Origin of the sequence: Nocardioides eburneiflavus (assembly GCF_004785795.1) — a bacterium.
Taxonomy (GTDB): domain Bacteria; phylum Actinomycetota; class Actinomycetes; order Propionibacteriales; family Nocardioidaceae; genus Nocardioides; species Nocardioides eburneiflavus.
Window position 1 is genome coordinate 65,592 of the sequence record NZ_SRRO01000001.1, and the last position, 19,985, is coordinate 85,576.

The window sequence follows — 19,985 nt, forward strand, 5'->3', positions numbered from 1 at the left end:
CGGTGGTCGAGGACGGCGCCCTGGCCACCCCGCTGGTCGAGGAAGACGCCTTGGCGCCTGTCACGAGACCCCGATCCACAATGAGCCGAGCCCCGGCCTCTCGTTGGAGAGACCGGGGCTCGGGCTGCTTCGACATGGATCTGGTTTCGAGACGCCTCACTCGTCCGGACTGCGTCCGTCCGAGTCGAGGCTCCTCAACCTGGTTCCTTGCACCAGAACTTCGCTTCGCTCAGTTCTGGTAGGAACCAAAGTCGAAGTCGTCGAGCGCGACGGCCTGCGACGACGGACCGAAGTCGTAGTCGTAGGAGTCGTAGCCGGTGACCGAGTAGGCCGCGGCGCGTGCCTCCTCGGTGGGCTCCACCCGGATGTTGCGGTAGCGCTCGAGGCCGGTGCCGGCGGGGATGAGCTTTCCGATGATCACGTTCTCCTTCAGGCCGCGGAGGCTGTCGGAGCGACCGTTGATCGCGGCGTCCGTGAGGACCCGGGTGGTCTCCTGGAAGGAGGCCGCCGAGAGCCACGACTCGGTCGCGAGCGAGGCCTTCGTGATGCCCATGAGCACCGGGCGACCCGAGGCCGGCTTGCCGCCCTCGGAGACCACGCGCCGGTTCTCCTCCTCGAACCGCACCCGGTCGACCAGGTCGGACGGGAGCAGGTTGGTGTCACCGGACTCGATGACCGTCACGCGGCGCAGCATCTGCCGCACGATGATCTCGATGTGCTTGTCGTGGATCGCCACGCCCTGCGAGCGGTAGACCTCCTGGACCTCGTCCACGAGGTGCTCCTGGGCCTTGCGGACACCGAGGATGCGCAGCACGTCCTGCGGGTCGGGCGTACCGGACGTGATGTGGTGACCCACGTCGATGTGGTCGCCGTCCTCGACGTTGAGGCGCGACCGCTTCGACACGGGGATCTCCTGGACCTCGGAGCCGTCGTCGGGGGTGACCACGACGACGCGAGCCTTGTCGGTCTCCTCGATCTTCACGCGACCGGCGGACTCCGAGATCGGCGTACGACCCTTGGGCGAGCGGGCCTCGAAGAGCTCGACCACACGGGGCAGACCCTGCGTGATGTCGTCGGCGGAGGCGACACCACCGGTGTGGAAGGTACGCATGGTCAGCTGCGTGCCGGGCTCACCGATGGACTGGGCGGCGATGATGCCGACCGCCTCACCGATGTCGACCAGCTTGCCGGTGGCCAGCGAGCGGCCGTAGCACTTGGCGCAGGTGCCGGTGCGGGCGTCGCAGGTCAGGACCGAGCGGACCTTGACCTCGGTGATGCCGGCCGCGACCAGCTCGCCGATCTTCACGTCGCCGAGGTCCTCGCCGGCGGCGGCGAGCACGTCGCCGGTCTCCGGGTGGGTGATCTCGACGGCGGAGGCCCGGGCGTAGGCCGAGGTCTCCACGTGCTCGTCGTCGATCCGCTTGGGCAGGCCGCGCTCCGTGCCGCAGTCGTCCTCACGGATGATGACGTCCTGCGAGACGTCCACCAGACGACGGGTCAGGTAGCCCGAGTCGGCGGTGCGCAGCGCGGTGTCGGCGAGACCCTTGCGGGCACCGTGGGTGGCGATGAAGTACTCGAGGACGGTCAGGCCCTCGCGGAAGTTGGCCTTGATCGGGCGCGGGATGATCTCGCCCTTCGGGTTGGCCACCAGTCCACGCATGGCCGCGACCTGCCGGATCTGGTTCATGTTTCCGGAGGCACCCGAGTCGACCATCATGTAGATCGGGTTGGCGCGGTCGAAGTTCGACTCCATGGCCCGTCCGACCTCGGCCGCAGCCTGGGTCCACAGCTCGATGAGCTCCTGACGACGCTCGTCGTCGGTCATCACGCCGCGCTCGTAGTTCTTCTGGACCTTCTCGGCCTGCGCCTCGTAGCGGCCCAGGATCTCGGCCTTGCTGTCGGGCGTGGTGACGTCGTCGATCGAGACGGTCACACCCGAGCGCGTGGCCCAGTGGAAGCCGGCGTCCTTGAGGGCGTCGAGCGAGGCAGCGACCTGCACCTTGGTGTAGCGCTCGGCGAGGTCGTTGACGATCGCGCCGAGGCGCTTCTTGCCGACCTCCTCGTTGACGAACGGGTAGTCCGCCGGGAGCGTGTCGTTGAAGTAGACGCGGCCCAGGGTGGTGTCGAGCAGGATCGCGGTCCGCCCCTCCCAGTCGGCACCGAGCTCGAGGTCGAGCGGCGGGACGACGTCGTCGAGGCGGATGCGGATCTTGCTCTGCAGCGTGATCTCGCGGCGGTCGAAGGCCATGATCGCCTCGGCCGGGGTGGAGAAGACGCGACCCTCGCCGGGCTCACCGTCACGGTCGGCGGTCAGCCAGAACAGGCCGATGATCATGTCCTGCGAAGGCATGGTCACCGGACGGCCGTCCGACGGCTTGAGGATGTTGTTGGTCGACAGCATCAGGATGCGGGCCTCGGCCTGCGCCTCCGCGGAGAGCGGCAGGTGGACGGCCATCTGGTCACCGTCGAAGTCGGCGTTGAACGCGCCGCACACGAGCGGGTGGATCTGGATGGCCTTGCCCTCGATCAGCTGCGGCTCGAAGGCCTGGATGCCGAGGCGGTGCAGGGTGGGGGCACGGTTGAGCAGCACGGGGTGCTCGGTGATGACCTCCTCGAGGACGTCCCACACGACCGGGCGGGCGCGCTCGACCATCCGCTTGGCGGACTTGATGTTCTGCGCGTGCGACAGGTCGACGAGGCGCTTCATCACGAACGGCTTGAACAGCTCGAGAGCCATCTGCTTGGGCAGGCCGCACTGGTGGAGCTTGAGCTGCGGGCCCGAGACGATGACCGAACGGCCCGAGTAGTCGACGCGCTTGCCGAGCAGGTTCTGGCGGAAGCGGCCCTGCTTGCCCTTGAGCATGTCGGACAGCGACTTCAGCGGCCGGTTGCCCGGTCCGGTGACCGGACGACCGCGACGACCGTTGTCGAAGAGGCTGTCGACGGCCTCCTGCAGCATCCGCTTCTCGTTGTTGACGATGATCTCGGGCGCACCGAGGTCGAGCAGTCGCTTGAGGCGGTTGTTGCGGTTGATGACGCGGCGGTAGAGGTCGTTGAGGTCGGAGGTGGCGAAGCGGCCACCGTCGAGCTGGACCATCGGGCGCAGGTCCGGCGGGATCACCGGGACGGCGTCGAGCACCATGCCGATGGGCTGGTTGCCGGTCTTGCGGAAGGCGTCGACGACCTTGAGGCGCTTGAGGGCGCGGACCTTGCGCTGGCCCTTGCCGTTGGCGATGGTGTCGCGCAGCGACTCCACCTCGGCCTCGATGTCGAAGTCCTGGAGGCGCTTCTGGATCGCCGTGGCGCCCATGTGGCCCTCGAAGTACTTGCCGAACCACGTCTTCATCTCGCGGTAGAGCAGCTCGTCGCCGAGCAGGTCCTGCACCTTGAGGTTCTTGAAGGTGTCCCAGACCTCCTCCAGCCGCGCGATCTCGCGGTTGGCGCGGTCGCGGAGCTGGTTCATCTCGCGGTCGGCGCCGTCGCGCACCTTGCGCTTGGCGTCGGCCTTGGCGCCCTCGGCCTCGAGGGTGGCGAGGTCCTCCTCGAGCTTCTTGGCGCGGTCCTCCACGGAGGTGTCGCGACGCTTCTCGAGGCGCTCGCGCTCCAGGCCGACCTTGTTCTCGAGGGAGTCCATGTCGCGGTGACGGGCGTCCTCGTCGACCGAGGTGATCATGTAGGCAGCGAAGTAGATGACCTTCTCGAGGTCCTTCGGGGCCAGGTCGAGCAGGTAGCCCAGGCGCGACGGGACGCCCTTGAAGTACCAGATGTGGGTCACGGGAGCGGCGAGCTCGATGTGGCCCATCCGCTCGCGGCGGACCTTGGAGCGGGTGACCTCGACGCCACAGCGCTCGCAGATGATGCCCTTGAAGCGCACGCGCTTGTACTTGCCGCAGTAGCACTCCCAGTCCCGGGTGGGACCGAAGATCTTCTCGCAGAAGAGGCCGTCACGCTCGGGCTTGAGCGTGCGGTAGTTGATGGTCTCCGGCTTCTTGACCTCGCCGTGGCTCCACGTGCGGATCTCGTCCGCGGTGGCCAGGCCGATCTGAAGCTGGTCGAAGAAGTTAACGTCGAGCACGATGGCTGCTGTCCTTCGTTAGTACGTGGAAAGAGTTGAGCTGGGACTGAGGGCGGTACGCCGGCCGGTCGGGCCGGCGTACCGGTGGCTCAGACTTCCTCGACGGAGCTGGGCTCGCGGCGGGACAGGTCGATGCCGAGCTCCTCGGCCGCCCGGAAGACGTCTTCCTCGGCGTCCTTCATCTCGATGGTGGAGCCGTCCTGCGACAGCACCTCCACGTTGAGGCAGAGCGACTGCATCTCCTTGACGAGCACCTTGAACGACTCGGGGATGCCGGAGTCGGGGATGTTCTCGCCCTTCACGATGGCCTCGTAGACCTTCACGCGGCCCGGCACGTCGTCGGACTTGATCGTGAGCAGCTCCTGGAGGGCGTATGCGGCGCCGTAGGCCTCCATCGCCCAGACCTCCATCTCGCCGAACCGCTGGCCGCCGAACTGGGCCTTGCCGCCCAGGGGCTGCTGCGTGATCATCGAGTAGGGGCCGGTCGAGCGAGCGTGGATCTTGTCGTCGACGAGGTGGTGCAGCTTGAGGATGTACATGTAGCCGACGGCCACCGGCTCCGGGAACGGCTCACCCGAACGACCGTCGAAGAGGTTGGCCTTGCCGTCCTCCTTGACCATCCGGTCACCGTCGCGGTTGGGCAGCGTGGAGCCGAGCAGGCCGGTGATCTCGTCCTCGCGGGCACCGTCGAACACGGGGGTCGCGACCTTGGTGTTCGGGTCGGCCTTGTCCGCGCCGATGGAGATGAGGCGCTTCTTCCAGTCGGACTCGCCCTTCTCACCGGAGAGGTTGAGGTCCCAGCCCTGCTTGGCGAGCCAGCCGAGGTGCAGCTCGAGGATCTGGCCGATGTTCATGCGACGCGGCACACCCAGCGGGTTGAGCACGACGTCGACCGGCGTGCCGTCCTCCATGAACGGCATGTCCTCGACGGGCAGGATCTTGGCGATGACGCCCTTGTTGCCGTGGCGTCCGGCGAGCTTGTCGCCGACCGAGATCTTGCGCTTCTGCGCGACGTAGACGCGGACCAGCTCGTTGACGCCGGGGGGCAGGTCGTCGCCGTCCTCGCGGTTGAAGACGCGCACGCCGATGACCGTGCCGGACTCACCGTGGGGCACCTTCATCGAGGTGTCGCGCACCTCGCGCGCCTTCTCACCGAAGATCGCGCGGAGCAGGCGCTCCTCGGGGGTGAGCTCGGTCTCGCCCTTGGGCGTCACCTTGCCGACGAGGATGTCACCGGTGGTGACCTCGGCGCCGATGCGGATGATGCCGCGCTCGTCGAGGTCGGCCAGGCCCTCCTCGGAGACGTTGGGGATGTCCCGCGTGATCTCCTCGGGGCCGAGCTTGGTGTCGCGGGCGTCGACCTCGTGCTCCTCGATGTGGATCGAGGTGAGGACGTCCTCCTGCACCAGACGCTGGCTGAGGATGATCGCGTCCTCGTAGTTGTGGCCCTGCCACGGCATGAAGGCGACGAGCAGGTTGGTGCCCAGCGCCATCTCGGCGTCGTCGGTGCAGGGACCGTCGGCGATCGGCGTGCCGACCTCGAGGCGGTCACCGGCCTTGACCAGCGGACGCTGGTTGATGCAGGTGCCCTGGTTGGAGCGACGGAACTTGGCCAGGCGGTAGGTCTGGTAGGTGCCGTCGTCGTTCATCGTCTCGATGGCGTCGGCGGACACCTCCTTGACCACACCGGCGTTGTCGGCGACGACCACGTCACCGGCGTCGACGGCGGCGCGGTACTCCATGCCGGTGCCGACCAGCGGGCTGTCGCTGGTGATCAGCGGCACGGCCTGGCGCTGCATGTTGGCGCCCATGAGCGCGCGGTTGGCGTCGTCGTGCTCGAGGAACGGGATCAGGGCCGTCGCGACCGACACCATCTGGCGCGGCGAGACGTCCATGTAGTCGACCTCGGCGGCCAGGATCGCGTCGACCTCGCCGTCCTTCTGGCGGACCAGGACGCGCTCCTCGACGAAGCGCATGTTCTCGTCGAGCGGCGCGTTGGCCTGCGCGATGACGTAGCGGTCCTCGTCGTCGGCGGTGAGGTAGTCGATCTGGTCGGACACGACACCGTCGACGACCTTGCGGTAGGGCGTCTCGACGAACCCGAACGGGTTGATCCGACCATAGGAGGCCAGCGAGCCGATCAGGCCGATGTTGGGGCCTTCAGGGGTCTCGATGGGGCACATGCGGCCGTAGTGCGACGGGTGGACGTCACGGACCTCCATGCCGGCGCGGTCGCGGGACAGACCACCGGGACCGAGCGCCGAGAGGCGACGCTTGTGCGTCAGGCCGGCGATCGGGTTGGTCTGGTCCATGAACTGCGAGAGCTGCGAGGTGCCGAAGAACTCCTTCAGCGCCGCGACCACGGGGCGGATGTTGATCAGGGACTGCGGCGTGATGGCCTCGACGTCCTGGGTCGTCATCCGCTCGCGGACCACGCGCTCCATGCGGGCCAGGCCCGTACGGAGCTGGTTCTGGATCAGCTCGCCCACCGTGCGCATGCGGCGGTTGCCAAAGTGGTCGATGTCGTCGGCCTGCACCTTGACGGGCGAGCCGTCGGGACCCTCGACGACGGCGCCGGAGGCGTCGACCAGGTCGGGCGACTCGGCCTGGACACCCGCGGCGTGCAGCTGCACGACGTAGCGGATGGCGGCCACGACGTCGTCGATGGTCAGCGTCTGCTGGTCGAACGCCTCGTGGAGGCCGAGCTTCTTGTTGATCTTGTAGCGGCCGACCTTCGCCAGGTCGTAGCGCTTGGGGTTGAAGTAGTAGTTGTTGAGCAGCGTCTGCGCAGCCTCGGCCGTCGGCGGCTCGCCCGGGCGGAGCTTGCGGTAGATGTCGAGCAGCGCGAGCCGGGTGACCTCGTCGTTGACCTGCTCGGCGGTCGGGGCCTCGCCCCGCGCCTTCTTCTGCAGCTCCTCGTAGACGACCTCGTAGCGGACGCTGTCCTTCTCGAGGGTCAGCATCATGGACTCGTACTGGCCGAACTCCTCGCGGATCTGCTCGGTGGTCCAGCCGAGGGCCTTGAGCAGGACGGTGACGTTCTGCTTGCGCTTGCGGTCGAGGCGGACGCCGACCAGGTCGCGCTTGTCGATCTCGAACTCCAGCCAGGCACCGCGGCTCGGGATGAGCTTGGCGGTGAAGATGTCCTTGTCGGAGGTCTTGTCCGGGGTCGACTCGAAGTAGACGCCGGGCGAGCGGACGAGCTGCGACACGACGACGCGCTCGGTGCCGTTGATGATGAAGGTGCCCTTGCGGGTCATCATGGGGAAGTCGCCCATGAAGACCGTCTGGCCCTTGATCTCACCGGTCTCGTGGTTCATGAACTCGGCCGAGACGTAGAGGGGGCGGGAGTAGGTGAAGTCCTTCTCCTTGCACTCCTCCTCGGTGTACTTCTCGTCCAGGAAGACGGGGTTGTCGAAGGAGAGCATCATCGTCTCGGAGAAGTCCTCGATCGGGGAGATCTCCTCGAAGATCTCCTGCAGACCGGTCTTCTCGGAGACGTCCTCGCCGGCGGCCCGACGGGCTGCCACCTCCTCCTCCCAGCGCTCTCCGCCGACCAGCCAGTCGAAGCTGCTCGTCTGGAGCGAGATGAGGGGGGGAACCTCGAGAGGTTCGGCGATCTTTGCGAAAGAGGTGCGACGGTGGTTACCAGCGGAGCTGCGCGCGGCCAAGAGGTGTCCTCACAAATGATCCAAGTGATCTCGGCGCCGGCCGACCACCGCAACAGCCGTCCGGAGGGCGTCGGGCATCTGAGGGCAGGCGCAAGGAGCAACACTAGCGCACTTCGGGACACGCCTCAAACGCGGGGTCGCTGTTTCTTCTGACTGGGGCCAGGAGGTCCGGTTGCCACGCGTTGGCGTCGACTATGAACGCCGAAACTGCCCGGGTCAAGCAGAACGCGCCGATCCGCGCGTGCCGACCGACCCGCTCACCCCTGGACGGGTGAGGTCGTCAGGTCGTCGACGAGCCACTCACCGTCCACGAGCTGCATCGCCACGGTCACCTGGTCCTTGTAGACCACGGGCTCGGCGTTGAGCTTGTTGGTCGTCGGCCGGTCGACGAAGACGAGCACCTGGACGCGGTCGGCAGCGGCGCGCACGATGCCGGAGGCGATCACGTCGGCGGTGACCCTGGTCCGGGTCTGGGGCGCGTTGTCCTCGAGGACGGTGAAGAGCTTGTCGTACTCCTCGCGGTAGCCGCCGGTCATCAGTGCCTGCGCGGCCCGCTGGTCGGCCTCGAGCGTCTCGTAGTCGTAGGACAGGACGGGTACGACCGCGCGCTCCGCCGCGACCTGGGCCTCGCGGGCCGCGGAGTCGTCGCCCTCGTCGCCGGAGGTCCACGTCCACGCAGTCGCGGCCACGAGGCCGGCGGCCAGCACGCCGAGACCGGCGAGCAGCCACGCGGGGACGTCGCCGGCGGCCCGCCCACTGGTCGAGGCCGCCTTGCTGGTCGAGGAACGGCGGAGCGCCGACCTGAGGAGGCCGCCTTCCTCGACGAGCGAGGGGCTCGGGTCGTCGGCGACCTCCGCGTCCAGCCCGGCGTCGTACGCGTCTCGCGCGGGCGGGTCGAGGAGCACCTTGGCGGCCCTGTTGAGGGCGTCGAAGCGGCGGTCGCCGGGCTCGAGGTCGGCGATCTGCGCCTTCCAGGCCGCCCTGATCTCGTCGGTGGACGCGTCGCGCGACACGTCGAGGAGGTCGTACCAGGTGGGTGCGTCGCTCACGGGGTGCTCCCCTCGGTGGTGCCGGTGCCCGTCGCCGGGTCACCGGACTCCTGCGGGGCGCTGACGGGGGTGAAGTCGTCGACGAGCCACTCACCCTCGATCCGCACGAGGTCGACGGTGAAGCGGAAGGGCAGCGGCTCCTGGTCGACGGTGCGGGCCTTGTCGCCGGCGCCCTGGGTGTAGCTGTCGGTGAACGCGCCGGCCACCAGGACGCGAGCGGAGTCGTCGTCGACCGACGACACCGCGGTGGCGAACACCTCCGCGCTGCGGGTGATGCCGCCCTGGGCGACCAGCTGCTCGGCCGTGGCGACCTCCTTGTCGAAGTCGGCCGCGAACTTGGGGGTGATGACCTCCCGGACCTGCTCGCGGTAGGCGGGCATCTGGCCGGAGTCGTCGAGCATGTCAGGGCTGTAGGTGCCGAGGCGCTTGACGAACTGGTCGGTCAGGCTCATCGCCTGCTCGCGCTCACGGGGCAGGTCGAGCCCGCCGGACGCGGACGACCGGCCGCCGGCGGCCATCCAGACCAGCAGCACGATGCACGTGACGACCACCCCGGCGAGGAGCCCCGCCAGCAGTCGTCGCAGGCGGGTTCGGCGCGACCCGTCGGGGGCGTCCGGCGGTGCGGACTCCTCGGACTCCTGGGCCTGGTCGTCGCCGACGGACGTGTCGGTCAGCACGGGCATGGTGTTCCCTCCCTCGAGAACGTCGGGGCCACCCTCCCGGGGCCCGGTCTGTCTCACTGCTGGTCTAACGAGTCTCCCCGGCCGGGGTCACGCCCCTGGCCAGCAGCGGCTCGAGGTAGAGCCACTTCCACGAGTCGCGGCCCAAGGTCCCCGGCGCGGTGGCCCGTGCCCCGAGGAGCCGCCGGATCTCGGCCGGGTCGGAGGTCACGGCTCCCGACTCCGGGTCGTACGCGAAGTCGGCCGTCCCCCACCCGGTCGCCGCGCGCGGGGCCTGGATGTTCTGCGCGCCGCGGGCGTTGGACTTCGAGGCGGGCTCGGTGCAGCGGGCGTCCTCGTTCATCGGGGCGTTGCTGCCGTCGAGCGGCGAGCGCCGGTCGGTGCCCTCGTAGCCGCCGAGGCACACGTGCGGCTCGGACGTCATCACCATGCCGAAGTGGGCGTCGTACAGGCCCGTGCCCGGCGACTTCGACACGACGGTGAAGCCGCCCTCGACGACGTAGGGATAGAGCACGAGCAGCTGCTCGATGCCGTCGATGTGCTTCACCACCACCTCGCCGGTGGTCACGAGGTTGTTGATCAGGTCGCCGAGCTCGACCTCGTTGTCCTCGAGGAAGACGCGCAGCTCGTTGGCGCCGAGCGAGCCGTCCTCGATCAGGCGGCGCAGGTCCTTGTCGTTGTCGGCCACGGTCGTGGTGAACAGCGACAGGTCGCGGGCGAACCGGCGGAACGCTCGCTCGGAGTCGATCTGGCCGTTGAGCACGGTGTTGCTGTCGCGGATCAGGTCCACGGTGACGTCGAAGTTCTGCTCGGCGGCGGTGATGAAGTCGTCGCTGCTGTCGAGGATCGTCTGGAGGTCCTCGCCCGCCCCGGAGAAGGCCAGCCCGAACTCGGAGGTGACGGTGCGGAGGTCGTCCTCGTCGACGCTGCGGACCGTCTCGTCGAGGTGGGTCAGCAGGGTGTCGGTGGCGATCGGCGTGGTCGTCAGCTCCCGGGCGATCTCGGAGCCGTCCTCGAGGTAGGGGCCGCGGTCGCTCTGCGGCTGGAGCTCGACGTACTGCTCGCCGACGGCGGAGCGGTTGCCGACGAGCGCGTGGGCGTCGGCCGGGATGTCGTCGTGCTCGTCGTCGATGTCGAGGACCAGGTCCACGCCGTCGTCGGTCAGCACCAGCTCGCGGACCTCGCCGACGCGTACGCCGCGGTAGGAGACGAGCGCGCCGGCGAACGCCCCGCCGGAGTCGGCGAAGTGGGCCGTGACGGTGTAGCTCTGGTCCGTCAGGAGACGGTCCAGCCGTGCGTAGCGGGCACCCACGAAGCTGACGCCCACCAGCGTGATGATGGCGAAGACGAGCAGCTGGAGCTTGGTCCGACGGGTGATCATCGCTGCACCATCCCGGGGATCAGCAGGCTTACCAGGTCGGCGTCGTAGGTCTCCATGAGGTCGCCCATCGTCGGGTTGCCCGGGCGGGGCTTCTCGTCGGTGCCGGCGCGCGGCAGACCGGAGCCGAGGGTCGGCACGAGCGTGGGCAGGAGGGTCGACGGGATCGGCAGCGAGGGCTCGGGCGGCAGGCCCGGGATCGAGTTGAGCTCACGGCAGACGTCCTTGTCCTTGTTCTCCGCCTTGGCGCACTCCTCGCGCAGCCGGGTCAGCTTCTCGAGGTTGGCGAGCACCTTGGCGCAGGCCTCGCTGGTGAGCGAGCCGCTCTGCAGACAGGCCAGGACGTCGTTGACCACGACGGTCGGGTCGATCACCGTCGGGAGGTTGGTCGGCAGCGTCGGCGTACCGGTGGTGCCGCCTGCGACGTCGACGTCGAGCGTGACCGAGAGGTTGGTGTAGTCGCCCATGTGCAGGTTGCGGGCGACCTGCGGGTCGCGGCCCACGACCTCGTCGACGAACGGGTAGGTGAGGAAGACGTGGAAGGCGTTGGTGAAGTCGTCGCCGGAGGCCGCGAGCTGGGTGAGGACCGGGTTGAGCCGCTCGAGGGAGGTGATGGTCGCTCCCTTGGAGCGGGCGATGACGTCGACGGCGACGTCGGACAGGTCGTTGAGCGCGGCCAGCATCTCCACGAGGTCGTCGCGCTGGCGGTCGATCGAGTCGAGGGCGCTGGGCAGCTCCTCGAGGGCCTTGTCGATCGTCGGGAGCTGCTTCTCCGCGGCGAGCGCGAGGCGGTTGAGCGACTCGATCGCGGCGATGATGTCGGCCTTGTTCTCGTCGAGCTGCCCGGTGAACGTGCGCAGGTTGCGCAGCACCGACCTCGCCGACTCCTCACGACCCTCCAGCGCCTTGTTGAGCTCCTGGGTGATGGTCTTGAGCTGCGCGACGCCACCGCCGTTGAGCAGCAGGCTCAGGGCGCCGAGGACCTCCTCGACCTCCGGGTTGCGGCCGGCACGCTCGATCGGGATCGTGTCGCCGTCGCCGAGGGCGTTGCTGCTGGCGCCCTCCTCGGGCGCGCTCAGCTCGACGAACTTCTCGCCGAGCAGGCTGGTCTGCCGCAGCTCGGCGACCGCGTTGTCGGGCAGCTCGACGTCGCGGCGCACCGCGAGGGTGACGAGGGCCTGGTAGCCCTCGAGGTCGATGGCGGTCACCTTGCCGACGCTGACGTCGTTGACCTTGACCGTCGACTGGGGCACCAGGTCGAGGACGTCGGCGAACTCGACCTTGACCGTCATCGGGTCCTCGCCGACGTCCGGTCCGCCCGGCAGCGGGAGGGAGTAGACGCTGGCGTCGCACCCGGACAGCAGGAGCCCGGCGAGCGCGGCGGGGACGAGGACCTTCAGGCGCTTCACCGCTCCACCTCCACGAGACCACCGAGGGTCGGGTCGAACACGTCCTGTGCGGGCAGGGCCGCGGTCTCGCCGAGGGCACCGGCACGCGGGCGGGCATCCAGCAGCTGGGTGATCCGGTCGCACACCTGCCCGGAGCGCTCGACCTGCCCCACGAAGCCGCACAGGAACGCGGCTGGGTCGAGCTCGAGCTGGTTGATCGACTCGCCGAAGTTGGCCCGCGTGTCGAGCGTGCCGGCCTGCGGGTTGTAGGTCAGCGCGAGGTTGTTGAGCGCCCCCGGCGCGACGCGCAGGATCTCGTCGAGCGCGGCGCGCTGGCGTACGAACACCTTGGCCACCCGGTTGAGGCCGGTGATGTTGCGGCTGAGGGAGCCCTTGTTCTCCTCGACGAACTCCTTGACCGCGGTCAGCGCCACGGACAGGTTCCTGGTCGCTGCGACCAGCTCCTCGCGCTCGCCGGCGAGCATCGTGGAGACGTCGGCGAGGGACTGGTTGAACTGACGGACCGTCTGGTCGTTGTCGGCGAGGGTCTCCATGAAGTTGCCGAGCGCCTCGACCGAGCCGAACAGCTCGTCGGAGTTCCCTGCGAGCGTGCTGCTCAGGCGGGAGTAGTCGCGCAGGGTCTGGCTGAAGGTCGTGCCCTGGCCACCGAAGTTGTCGGCGGTCACCGAGAGCAGGTCGGACAGGGCCCCGGTCCGGTTGGCCCCGCGCGGGCCGAGCGCGACGTTGAGGCGGTCGAGGCTGTCGTAGATCTGGTCGAGCTCCAGCGGCTGCGAGGTGTCCTCGACGCTGAGCTCGGCGCCGTCGGCGAGGATCTCGCCCGTGCCGGAGTAGGCGGGGGTGAGCTGGACGTACCGGTCGCCGACGACCGACGGGGCGATGATGACGGCCTTGGCGTCGGCCGGCAGCTTGACCTCGTCGTCGTACGTCATCGTGACGGTCACGTCGGTGCCGGTGGGCTCGACGCGGGTGACGGTGCCGACGGGGACGCCCAGCACGCGGACGTCACTGCCCTCGTAGACCGAGATCGCCCGCGGGAAGTGCGCGACGACCGTGCGGGACGTGTCGCCGCCGAGCACGCTGACCGCCGCCGCGACGACGAAGCCGAGCACGACCAGGGGGACGAGGATGCGCTTCACGAGGTCCATGGGTCAGCCCACCTGCGGGACGGGTGGGAAGTTGGAGATCCAGGTGTCGAACCACGGACCGGTGCCGAGCGTGTTGGCGAACACGCGGTAGAACGGCGCCATCAGCCGCAGGCTGCTGTCGAGGTTGTCCTCGTTCTTGTTGAGCACCGCGATGACGCTCTCGAGGTGCGCCAGCGCCGGCTTGAGGTCCGCGCGCGACTGGTCGATGAGCCTGGTGAGCTCCTTGGACAGGGTGGTGCTCGAGACGAGCAGGTCGTGCACCGCCTCCCGGCGGGCCACGAGGGCACGGAACAGCACGTCGCTGTCCTCCATCAGCTTGATGATGTCCTGGTCGCGCTCGTCGAGGACCGTCGAGACCCGCTCGAGGTTGACGAGCAGGGTGTTGAGCTGCTCGTCCTTCGAGGCGATGTTGGCCGAGAGCCGGCTCAGGCCGTCGAGCGCCCCGCGGAACTCCTCGGGGGTGTTGCGGGTGAGGTCGGCCAGCGTGGTCAGCGACTCGGCGAGCTGGTCGGTGTCGATCTGCTCCGACGTCGAGGCGAGGCCCTCGAAGGCCTCGACGACGTCGAACGGCGACGACGTGCGCGCAGCCGGGATGGTGGCCCCCTCGTCGAGCTGCCCGCCGCCGGCCGGCTCGAGCGCGAGGAACATCGACCCGAGGATCGTCTTGACCTTGATGGCGGCGCGGGTGTCGGACCCGAACTCGGCGGCGTCGTCGACCTTGAAGCTCACCTTGACCTCGTTGCCGGCCAGCTCGATGTCGTCGACCTTGCCGACGCGTACGCCCGCGATGCGGACCTCGTCGTTGACCTTGAGGCCGCCGGCCTCGGTGAACATCGCGTGGTAGGTGTCGCCGCCGCCGATGACCGGGAGGTCGTCGGCGCGCAGCGCGGCGACCAGCACCATCGCCAGCACGACGATGCTGACGGCGCCGACGACGACCGGGTTGCGCTCGCGAAATGGCTTCATCCGAGATCACACCTGTCGGAGCCGGTGGTGTACTTCACCGGGACCTGCACGTTGCCGGGCAGGTTGACCCGGCCCTGGAACTCGCAGAGGTAGAAGTTGAAGAACGAGCCGTAGATCGCGGTGCGACCGATCTTGTTGAGCTTGATCGGCAGGACCTGGAGGGCGCGGTCGAGCTCGGCCTTGTTCTTGTCGATGTTGCCCGCGACCGCCCGCAGCTCCTTGATGTCCTTGACGAAGGGCTCACGGATGCCGTCGATGAGCGAGGCCGTCTCGACCGACAGGGCCGAGACCTCCTCGAGGGAGCCGAGGATCGCGTTGCGGTCCTTCTTGAGGCCGCCGACGAGGGTCCGGAACGACCGGATCAGGCGCGTCAGCTGCTGGTCGCGGTCGGCCACGTGGTCGAGGACGAGCGAGAGGTTGTCGATCAGGTCGCCGATGACCTCGTCGCGGTCGGCCAGCGTGGAGGTGACCGACGCGGTGTGGGCAAGGAGCCCCTCGAGGGTGCCGCCCTCGCCCTGGAAGACCTGGATCAGCTCGAAGGAGAGCTGGTTGACGTCCTCGGGCGAGAGGGCCTGGAACAGCGGCTTGAAGCCGTTGAACAGCACGGTCAGGTCGAGTGCAGCCTTGGTGCGGGAGACGGGGATCGTCGAGCCGTCCGGCAGCCGCTGGGTGTCCCCGACCTCCTGGGTCAGCGAGATGTAGCGCTGGCCGACGAGGTTGCGGTAGCGGATGGCGGCGTTGGTGCCGCCGTTGACCGAGGTCTCGTCGTCGACGGTGAACGTGATCAGTGCGCGGGTGCGGTCGACGATCTCGACGTCGTCGACCGTGCCGACCCGAACGCCGGCGACGCGGATGTCGTCGCCCTTGTTGACGCCGGTGGCGTCGGTGAACTCCGCGCGGTACTGGCGCGAGGACCCGAAGCCGAGGTTGCCGATGGTGACGACGAGGACCGTCGTGGCGAGGGACGTGACGACCACGAAGACCAGGAGCTTGAACAGGTCGACGGACGTTTTCTTGTCGAGGAGCTGGCTCATCGCAGCGACACCTCCGCACCGCGCGCCATCGGACCGACGAGGAGCACGCCCAGGTCGGGCACGTCGTCGGCGCTGACACCGAGCCCAGGAGCGAGGAGACCCTTGAGGAGCGCGGTCTCCTCGCGCCCGCCGACGTAGCCGGCGGAGGTGCCGGACCAGCCCGGCCCGACCCGGCTGGTGCCCTTGCCCGTGGGCTCGTCGACGCCGTCGACGAAGTCGGGCTGGTGGGTCACGGGGTTGCTCTGCGACCACGGCGGGCTGGGCAGCCGGCCGCAGTAGGGGCCCCGCTTGTCGCCGTAGACGGGTGCGTCGGCGGCGGTGTAGCCGCGCGGCTGGTTGGGCAGCGTCTCGAGCACGATATGGAGTGTGAAGCCGCGGAACGCCTCGGCCTGGAGCTTGCCGGCACCGACGATGCCGCCGAGCAGGCACGGGTAGCCGGGCGCGTAGCGGGCGAACACCTCGAGCTGCGCGGCGCCGAGGTCGGCCAGCCGCACCAGGTTGTCGCCGTTGGCGCGGGTGAACCTGTCGGCGACGGCGGCGAACTTGGAGACGTCGTTGAAGAGGGCCTTCAGCTTCTCCTCGCGGTCCTCCAGCGTGGAGGTGGTGGTGATCGTGTTGCGCAGGATCGTGGCGACCTCGGGCAGCACGTCGGCGTACGTGTCGGACACCTCGGCGGTCAGCCGCAGGTCCTCCACGAGCGCGGGCAGCTCGGGGTTGAAGCGGGTGAGGTAGCGGTCGAGGGTCTCGATGGTCTCGCCGAGCCGCTCACCGCGACCCTCGAGCGCCGTCGCGACCGCGTTGAGGGTCATGTTGAGGTCGGCGGGCTGCACGGCCCGCAGGAGCGGGTAGAGGTCGCTGAGCACCTGCTCGACCTCGATCGAGAGGTCGGTGCGCCGGATGACATCGCCGTCGGCGATGGGTGCTGCGGACGAGCCGCCGTCGGGGACGTCGAGCGAGACGAACTTCTCGCCGAACAGGGTCTTGGGCAGGATCGAGGCCGTCACGTCGCCCGGGATGTCGGTGGTGCGGTCCTGGTAGAGCCCGAGGGTGATCTCGGCCCCCTCGGCGGTGGGCTCGTAGTCGAGCACCTCCCCGACGATGACGCCCTTGATCTTGACGTCGGCGCGCTGCGGCAGCTGCAGTCCGATGCGGGACGCCTGCACGGTCACCTCGTCGTAGTCGCTGAACTTCTTGGTGAACACGCCGTACGTCGCCCAGACCGCGGCGAGCATCAGGACGAGGAACACCACTCCCAGCGCCTTGGTCTTCATCCCGGTCCTCATCAGCCCCTCACCCCGCCAACCGCACGGTCGTGGACGCGCCCCAGATCGCCATCGACAGCAGCAGGTCGAGCACGTTGATCGCGACGATGCTGGTGCGTACGGCACGCCCGACGGCGACGCCGACGCCGGCGGGACCGCCGGAGGCGTTGTAGCCGTGGTAGCAGTGGATGAGGATGACGGTGACGGCGAAGACGAGGACCTTGCCGAAGGACCACAGCACGTCGCCCGGCGGCAGGAACGCGTTGAAGTAGTGGTCGTAGGTGCCCGAGGACTGCCCGTAGATCTGGGTCACGACGAGCCGGCTGGCGAAGTAGGACGACAGCAGGCCGACGACGTAGAGCGGGATGATCGCGATCAGGCCCCCCACGACGCGCGTCGCGACGAGGAAGGGCATCGACGGGATCGCCATCACCTCGAGGGCGTCGACCTCCTCGGAGATGCGCATCGCGCCGAGCTGGGCGGTGAAGCCGCACCCGACCGTGGCGGCGAGGGCGATGCCGGCGACGAGGGGAGCGATCTCGCGGGTGTTGAAGTAGGCCGAGACGAACCCGGAGAAGGCCGCGGTGCCGAGCTGGTTGAGGGCGGCGTAGCCCGACAGGCCCACCTGGGCCCCGGTGAAGAAGGTCATCCCGATGATCACGCCGACGGTGCCGCCGATGACCGCGAGGGCACCCGAGCCGAGGGTCACCTCGGCGAGGATCCGCATGATCTCGCGGGGGTAGTGGGTCACCGAGCGGGGCACCGACCGCAGGACCTTGAGGTGGAAGGCCAGCTGGCCACCCAGGTCGTCGAGGGAGGAGAGCGGCTTGGCGTAGACGTCCTTGAGAGCCATCGTCATCCGCCCTTCGGGGGCACGACCTGCAGGTAGATCATGCTGAGGACGAAGTTGGCCACGAAGAGCAGCAGGAACGTGATGACCACGGACTCGTTGACCGCGTCACCGACGCCCTTGGGGCCGCCCTTGGCGTTCATGCCCTTGTAGGACGCGACGATCGCGGCGATGAGGCCGAAGACCAGCGCCTTGATGAGGCCGATCCACAGGTCGGGCAGCTGGGCCAGCGCGGTGAAGCTGGCGAGGTAGGCGCCCGGGGTGCCGTCCTGGAGGATGACGTTGAAGACGTAGCCGCCGGTCACGCCGACCACGCTCACCATGCCGTTGAGGAAGAACGCCACGAGCATGCAGGCGAGCACGCGGGGCACCACGAGGCGCTGGATCGGGTCGATCCCCAGCACCATCATCGCGTCGAGCTCCTCGCGGATCTTGCGCGCGCCGAGGTCGGCGGCGATCGCGGACCCGCCCGCACCCGCGATCAGCAGCGCGGTCCCGATGGGCGCGGCCTGCTGGATCACCGCCAGCACCGACGCGGAGCCGGTGAAGGACTGGGCGCCGAACTGCTTGATCAGCCCGCCGACCTGGAGCGCGATCACGGCGCCGAACGGGATGGCCACCAGCGCCGTCGGGATGATCGTCACCGAGGCGATGAACCAGGACTGCTGGATGAACTCGCGCAGCTGGAAGGGCCGGCGGAACAGCCCGCGGAAGACGTCGAGGGCGAACGCGAACAGGTTGCCCGCGACCCCGATGGGGGCGAGCGCGCGCGAGGACAGCGAGGTGGACACGGCTCGTCAGACCCCCGGGGCCAGGCCGGCGTTGCTGGACTCGAAGGACCCGGGCGGCGGGGTGATGCCGTTCTCGCGGCACCACTCCCCCGCGGGCCGCTGGCTGCGCCGCGGGATGCCGTTGGACGGGTCGAGCTGGAGCGGGATGGGCGGCAGCGGCGGCAGCTCCTGCCCGGCCTCCGCGGCGAGCTCGTCGGCGTCCTTCTCCTCGGACATGCCGATGGGCCCGACGCGCTGGGCGTTGAGGAACTGGCGCACGACCGGCTCCTCGGAGCTGAGCAGCTGCTCGCGCGGGCCGAACATGGCGAGGTGGCGGTGGTAGAGCAGCCCGATGTTGTCGGGGACCGTGCGCGCGGTGTTGATGTCGTGGGTGACGATCAGGAACGTGGCGTCGATCTGGGCGTTGAGGTCGACGATCAGCTGGTTGAGGAACGCGGTGCGCACCGGGTCGAGGCCGGAGTCGGGCTCGTCGAAGAGCACGATCTCGGGGTCGAGCACGAGCGCGCGGGCGAGGCCGGCGCGCTTGCGCATGCCGCCGGAGATCTCGCCCGGCAGCTTGTCCTCGGCGCCGAGGAGGCCGACGAGGTCCATCTTCTCCATGACGATGTCGCGGACCTCGGACTCGGACTTCTTCGTGTGCTCGCGCAGCGGGAAGGCGACGTTGTCGTAGAGGTTCATCGAGCCGAACATCGCGCCGTCCTGGAACAGCACGCCGAACAGCTTGCGGATCTCGTAGAGGTCGCGCTCGGAGCAGCTGGCGATGTCGGTGCCCTCGATGATGATCGAGCCCTTGTCGGGCTTGAGCAGACCGATGAGGGTCTTGAGGAAGACCGACTTGCCGGTGCCGGACGGGCCGAGCATCACACAGATCTCGCCCGCGGGCACGGTGAGCGTCACGTCGCCCCAGATGAGCTGCTTGCCGAAGGACTTCGTGAGGTCGTTGACCTGGATCTCGACACCCATGTGCACCCTCCTGCCGTCTGGTTCCCTGGCTCGCGCCGGGCTCCCGTCCCGCGCTACTACTGGGTAGACAACGCGGGAGGTCGCGAGAGGTTACGGGCGGGACGAGACGGTCGTCACCACCCGTGGGGAGGGACGGGCCGGGCCGACCTCCCGAGGGTCCAACGACAGGACCGCCGACGACGTCGAGGCCAAGCTCGGGGCGACAGCCCCTCGACCGTCGTGCCACTCAGGCGCTCGAGACCGTCCGCGACCTCCTCACGTCGGGCGGTGCGCGTGACGTCGTCCTGGTTCCCTGGCAGGGATGGTCCCTGCGACGGCGTGCCCGAGATCATGGCGCCGTCGTCTTGGATCGATCCAATCCCTGCCGCAGACTGGAGGTCCACCCGGGACTCATCGTGACTCGAAGGGGTTGTCCATGACGAGCCAGACCCGCCTGACCGACGAGCTCGACGCGCTCTACGCCGCCTACGTCGAGTCCATCAACGATGCCGTCGCGGCCGACGACCTGGCCCTCGCTGCCGAGCTCGCCGAGTCGTACGACCGGGACGCGATCGTGCTGATGGCCGAGCGAGAAGGGCGACAGGACCTGCTGTCCCACTTCGGTCTGACGCCGGACGGCGGGCGGCTCAGCGTGGAGCGCGACACGCCACTGCGCCGTCTCGTGAAGAGCGTCGCTGCGCTGCGCTCCGTCTGAGCGACCGGCACGTCAGCC

At 68.9% G+C, this 19,985-nt stretch carries 14 protein-coding genes; 1 reads left to right on the top strand and 13 read right to left on the bottom strand.

The window, feature by feature from the left end; translation table 11 throughout:
* Nucleotides 1-229 precede the first annotated feature (229 nt).
* From EXE59_RS00365 to EXE59_RS00425, 13 genes are all read right to left on the bottom strand, one after another.
* Nucleotides 230-4,075 carry a DNA-directed RNA polymerase subunit beta' gene (locus EXE59_RS00365; protein ID WP_135837129.1) on the bottom strand — a complete coding sequence of 1,282 codons (3,846 nt, stop codon included), beginning with the start codon at nt 4,073-4,075 and terminating at the stop codon, nt 230-232.
* Nucleotides 4,076-4,164: 89 nt separating this feature from the next.
* A complete protein-coding gene (gene rpoB, locus EXE59_RS00370; RefSeq protein ID WP_135837130.1) occupies nt 4,165-7,746 on the bottom strand; it encodes a DNA-directed RNA polymerase subunit beta in 3,582 nt (1,193 codons plus the stop codon).
* Nucleotides 7,747-8,003: 257 nt separating this feature from the next.
* Nucleotides 8,004-8,795 carry a J domain-containing protein gene (locus EXE59_RS00375; protein WP_135837131.1) on the bottom strand — a complete coding sequence of 264 codons (792 nt, stop codon included), beginning with the start codon at nt 8,793-8,795 and terminating at the stop codon, nt 8,004-8,006.
* Entirely contained in the window at nt 8,792-9,478 is a 687-nt protein-coding gene (locus EXE59_RS00380; RefSeq protein ID WP_135837132.1) for a hypothetical protein, read from the bottom strand. The genes EXE59_RS00375 and EXE59_RS00380 overlap by 4 nt, the downstream gene beginning before the upstream one ends.
* A 64-nt stretch (nt 9,479-9,542) precedes the next feature.
* Complete coding sequence (locus EXE59_RS00385; RefSeq protein WP_135837133.1) at nt 9,543-10,856, bottom strand: MCE family protein; 1,314 nt, start codon at nt 10,854-10,856, stop codon at nt 9,543-9,545.
* Nucleotides 10,853-12,262: an MCE family protein gene (locus EXE59_RS00390; RefSeq protein WP_135837134.1), complete on the bottom strand. Its 1,410-nt coding sequence runs from the start codon at nt 12,260-12,262 to the stop codon at nt 10,853-10,855. The genes EXE59_RS00385 and EXE59_RS00390 overlap by 4 nt, the downstream gene beginning before the upstream one ends.
* Entirely contained in the window at nt 12,259-13,407 is a 1,149-nt protein-coding gene (locus EXE59_RS00395) for an MCE family protein (RefSeq protein WP_135837135.1), read from the bottom strand. Before EXE59_RS00395 ends, EXE59_RS00390 begins: the two co-directional genes overlap by 4 nt.
* Before the next feature lie 3 nt (nt 13,408-13,410).
* A complete protein-coding gene (locus EXE59_RS00400) occupies nt 13,411-14,373 on the bottom strand; it encodes an MCE family protein (RefSeq protein WP_135837136.1) in 963 nt (320 codons plus the stop codon).
* The gene (locus EXE59_RS00405; protein ID WP_135837137.1) at nt 14,370-15,407 is read right to left on the bottom strand and encodes an MCE family protein; all 1,038 of its coding nucleotides are present in this window, start codon (nt 15,405-15,407) and stop codon (nt 14,370-14,372) included. Before EXE59_RS00405 ends, EXE59_RS00400 begins: the two co-directional genes overlap by 4 nt.
* The gene (locus tag EXE59_RS00410; protein WP_246056396.1) at nt 15,404-16,678 is read right to left on the bottom strand and encodes an MCE family protein; all 1,275 of its coding nucleotides are present in this window, start codon (nt 16,676-16,678) and stop codon (nt 15,404-15,406) included. The genes EXE59_RS00405 and EXE59_RS00410 overlap by 4 nt, the downstream gene beginning before the upstream one ends.
* 19 nt (nt 16,679-16,697) lie before the next feature.
* Nucleotides 16,698-17,522 (bottom strand): MlaE family ABC transporter permease, encoded by an 825-nt coding sequence (locus EXE59_RS00415; RefSeq protein WP_135837139.1) that lies wholly within the window; start codon nt 17,520-17,522, stop codon nt 16,698-16,700.
* 2 nt (nt 17,523-17,524) lie between these two features.
* Nucleotides 17,525-18,310, bottom strand: coding sequence for an MlaE family ABC transporter permease (locus EXE59_RS00420; RefSeq protein ID WP_129453249.1), 786 nt, complete (start codon nt 18,308-18,310; stop codon nt 17,525-17,527).
* A gap of 6 nt (nt 18,311-18,316) precedes the next feature.
* On the bottom strand, nt 18,317-19,273 hold the full coding sequence (locus EXE59_RS00425; protein WP_135837140.1) for an ABC transporter ATP-binding protein: 957 nt from the start codon (nt 19,271-19,273) through the stop codon (nt 18,317-18,319).
* Nucleotides 19,274-19,688: 415 nt separating this feature from the next.
* Between EXE59_RS00425 and EXE59_RS00430 the strand changes: the two genes are divergently transcribed.
* Nucleotides 19,689-19,967 carry a hypothetical protein gene (locus EXE59_RS00430; RefSeq protein ID WP_135837141.1) on the top strand — a complete coding sequence of 93 codons (279 nt, stop codon included), beginning with the start codon at nt 19,689-19,691 and terminating at the stop codon, nt 19,965-19,967.
* Nucleotides 19,968-19,985: the final 18 nt, after the last annotated feature.

What these genes read in the sequence shown, in the direction of transcription:
- EXE59_RS00380 (WP_135837132.1), bottom strand. Translation starts at nt 9,478, where the DNA reads ATGCCCGTGCTGACCGACACGTCCGTCGGCGACGACCAGGCCCAGGAG.
- EXE59_RS00385 (WP_135837133.1), bottom strand. Translation starts at nt 10,856, where the DNA reads ATGATCACCCGTCGGACCAAGCTCCAGCTGCTCGTCTTCGCCATCATC.
- EXE59_RS00395 (WP_135837135.1), bottom strand. Translation starts at nt 13,407, where the DNA reads ATGGACCTCGTGAAGCGCATCCTCGTCCCCCTGGTCGTGCTCGGCTTC.
- EXE59_RS00400 (WP_135837136.1), bottom strand. Translation starts at nt 14,373, where the DNA reads ATGAAGCCATTTCGCGAGCGCAACCCGGTCGTCGTCGGCGCCGTCAGC.
- EXE59_RS00405 (WP_135837137.1), bottom strand. Translation starts at nt 15,407, where the DNA reads ATGAGCCAGCTCCTCGACAAGAAAACGTCCGTCGACCTGTTCAAGCTC.
- EXE59_RS00410 (WP_246056396.1), bottom strand. Translation starts at nt 16,678, where the DNA reads ATGAAGACCAAGGCGCTGGGAGTGGTGTTCCTCGTCCTGATGCTCGCC.
- EXE59_RS00415 (WP_135837139.1), bottom strand. Translation starts at nt 17,522, where the DNA reads ATGGCTCTCAAGGACGTCTACGCCAAGCCGCTCTCCTCCCTCGACGAC.
- EXE59_RS00425 (WP_135837140.1), bottom strand. Translation starts at nt 19,273, where the DNA reads ATGGGTGTCGAGATCCAGGTCAACGACCTCACGAAGTCCTTCGGCAAG.
- EXE59_RS00430 (WP_135837141.1), top strand. Translation starts at nt 19,689, where the DNA reads ATGACGAGCCAGACCCGCCTGACCGACGAGCTCGACGCGCTCTACGCC.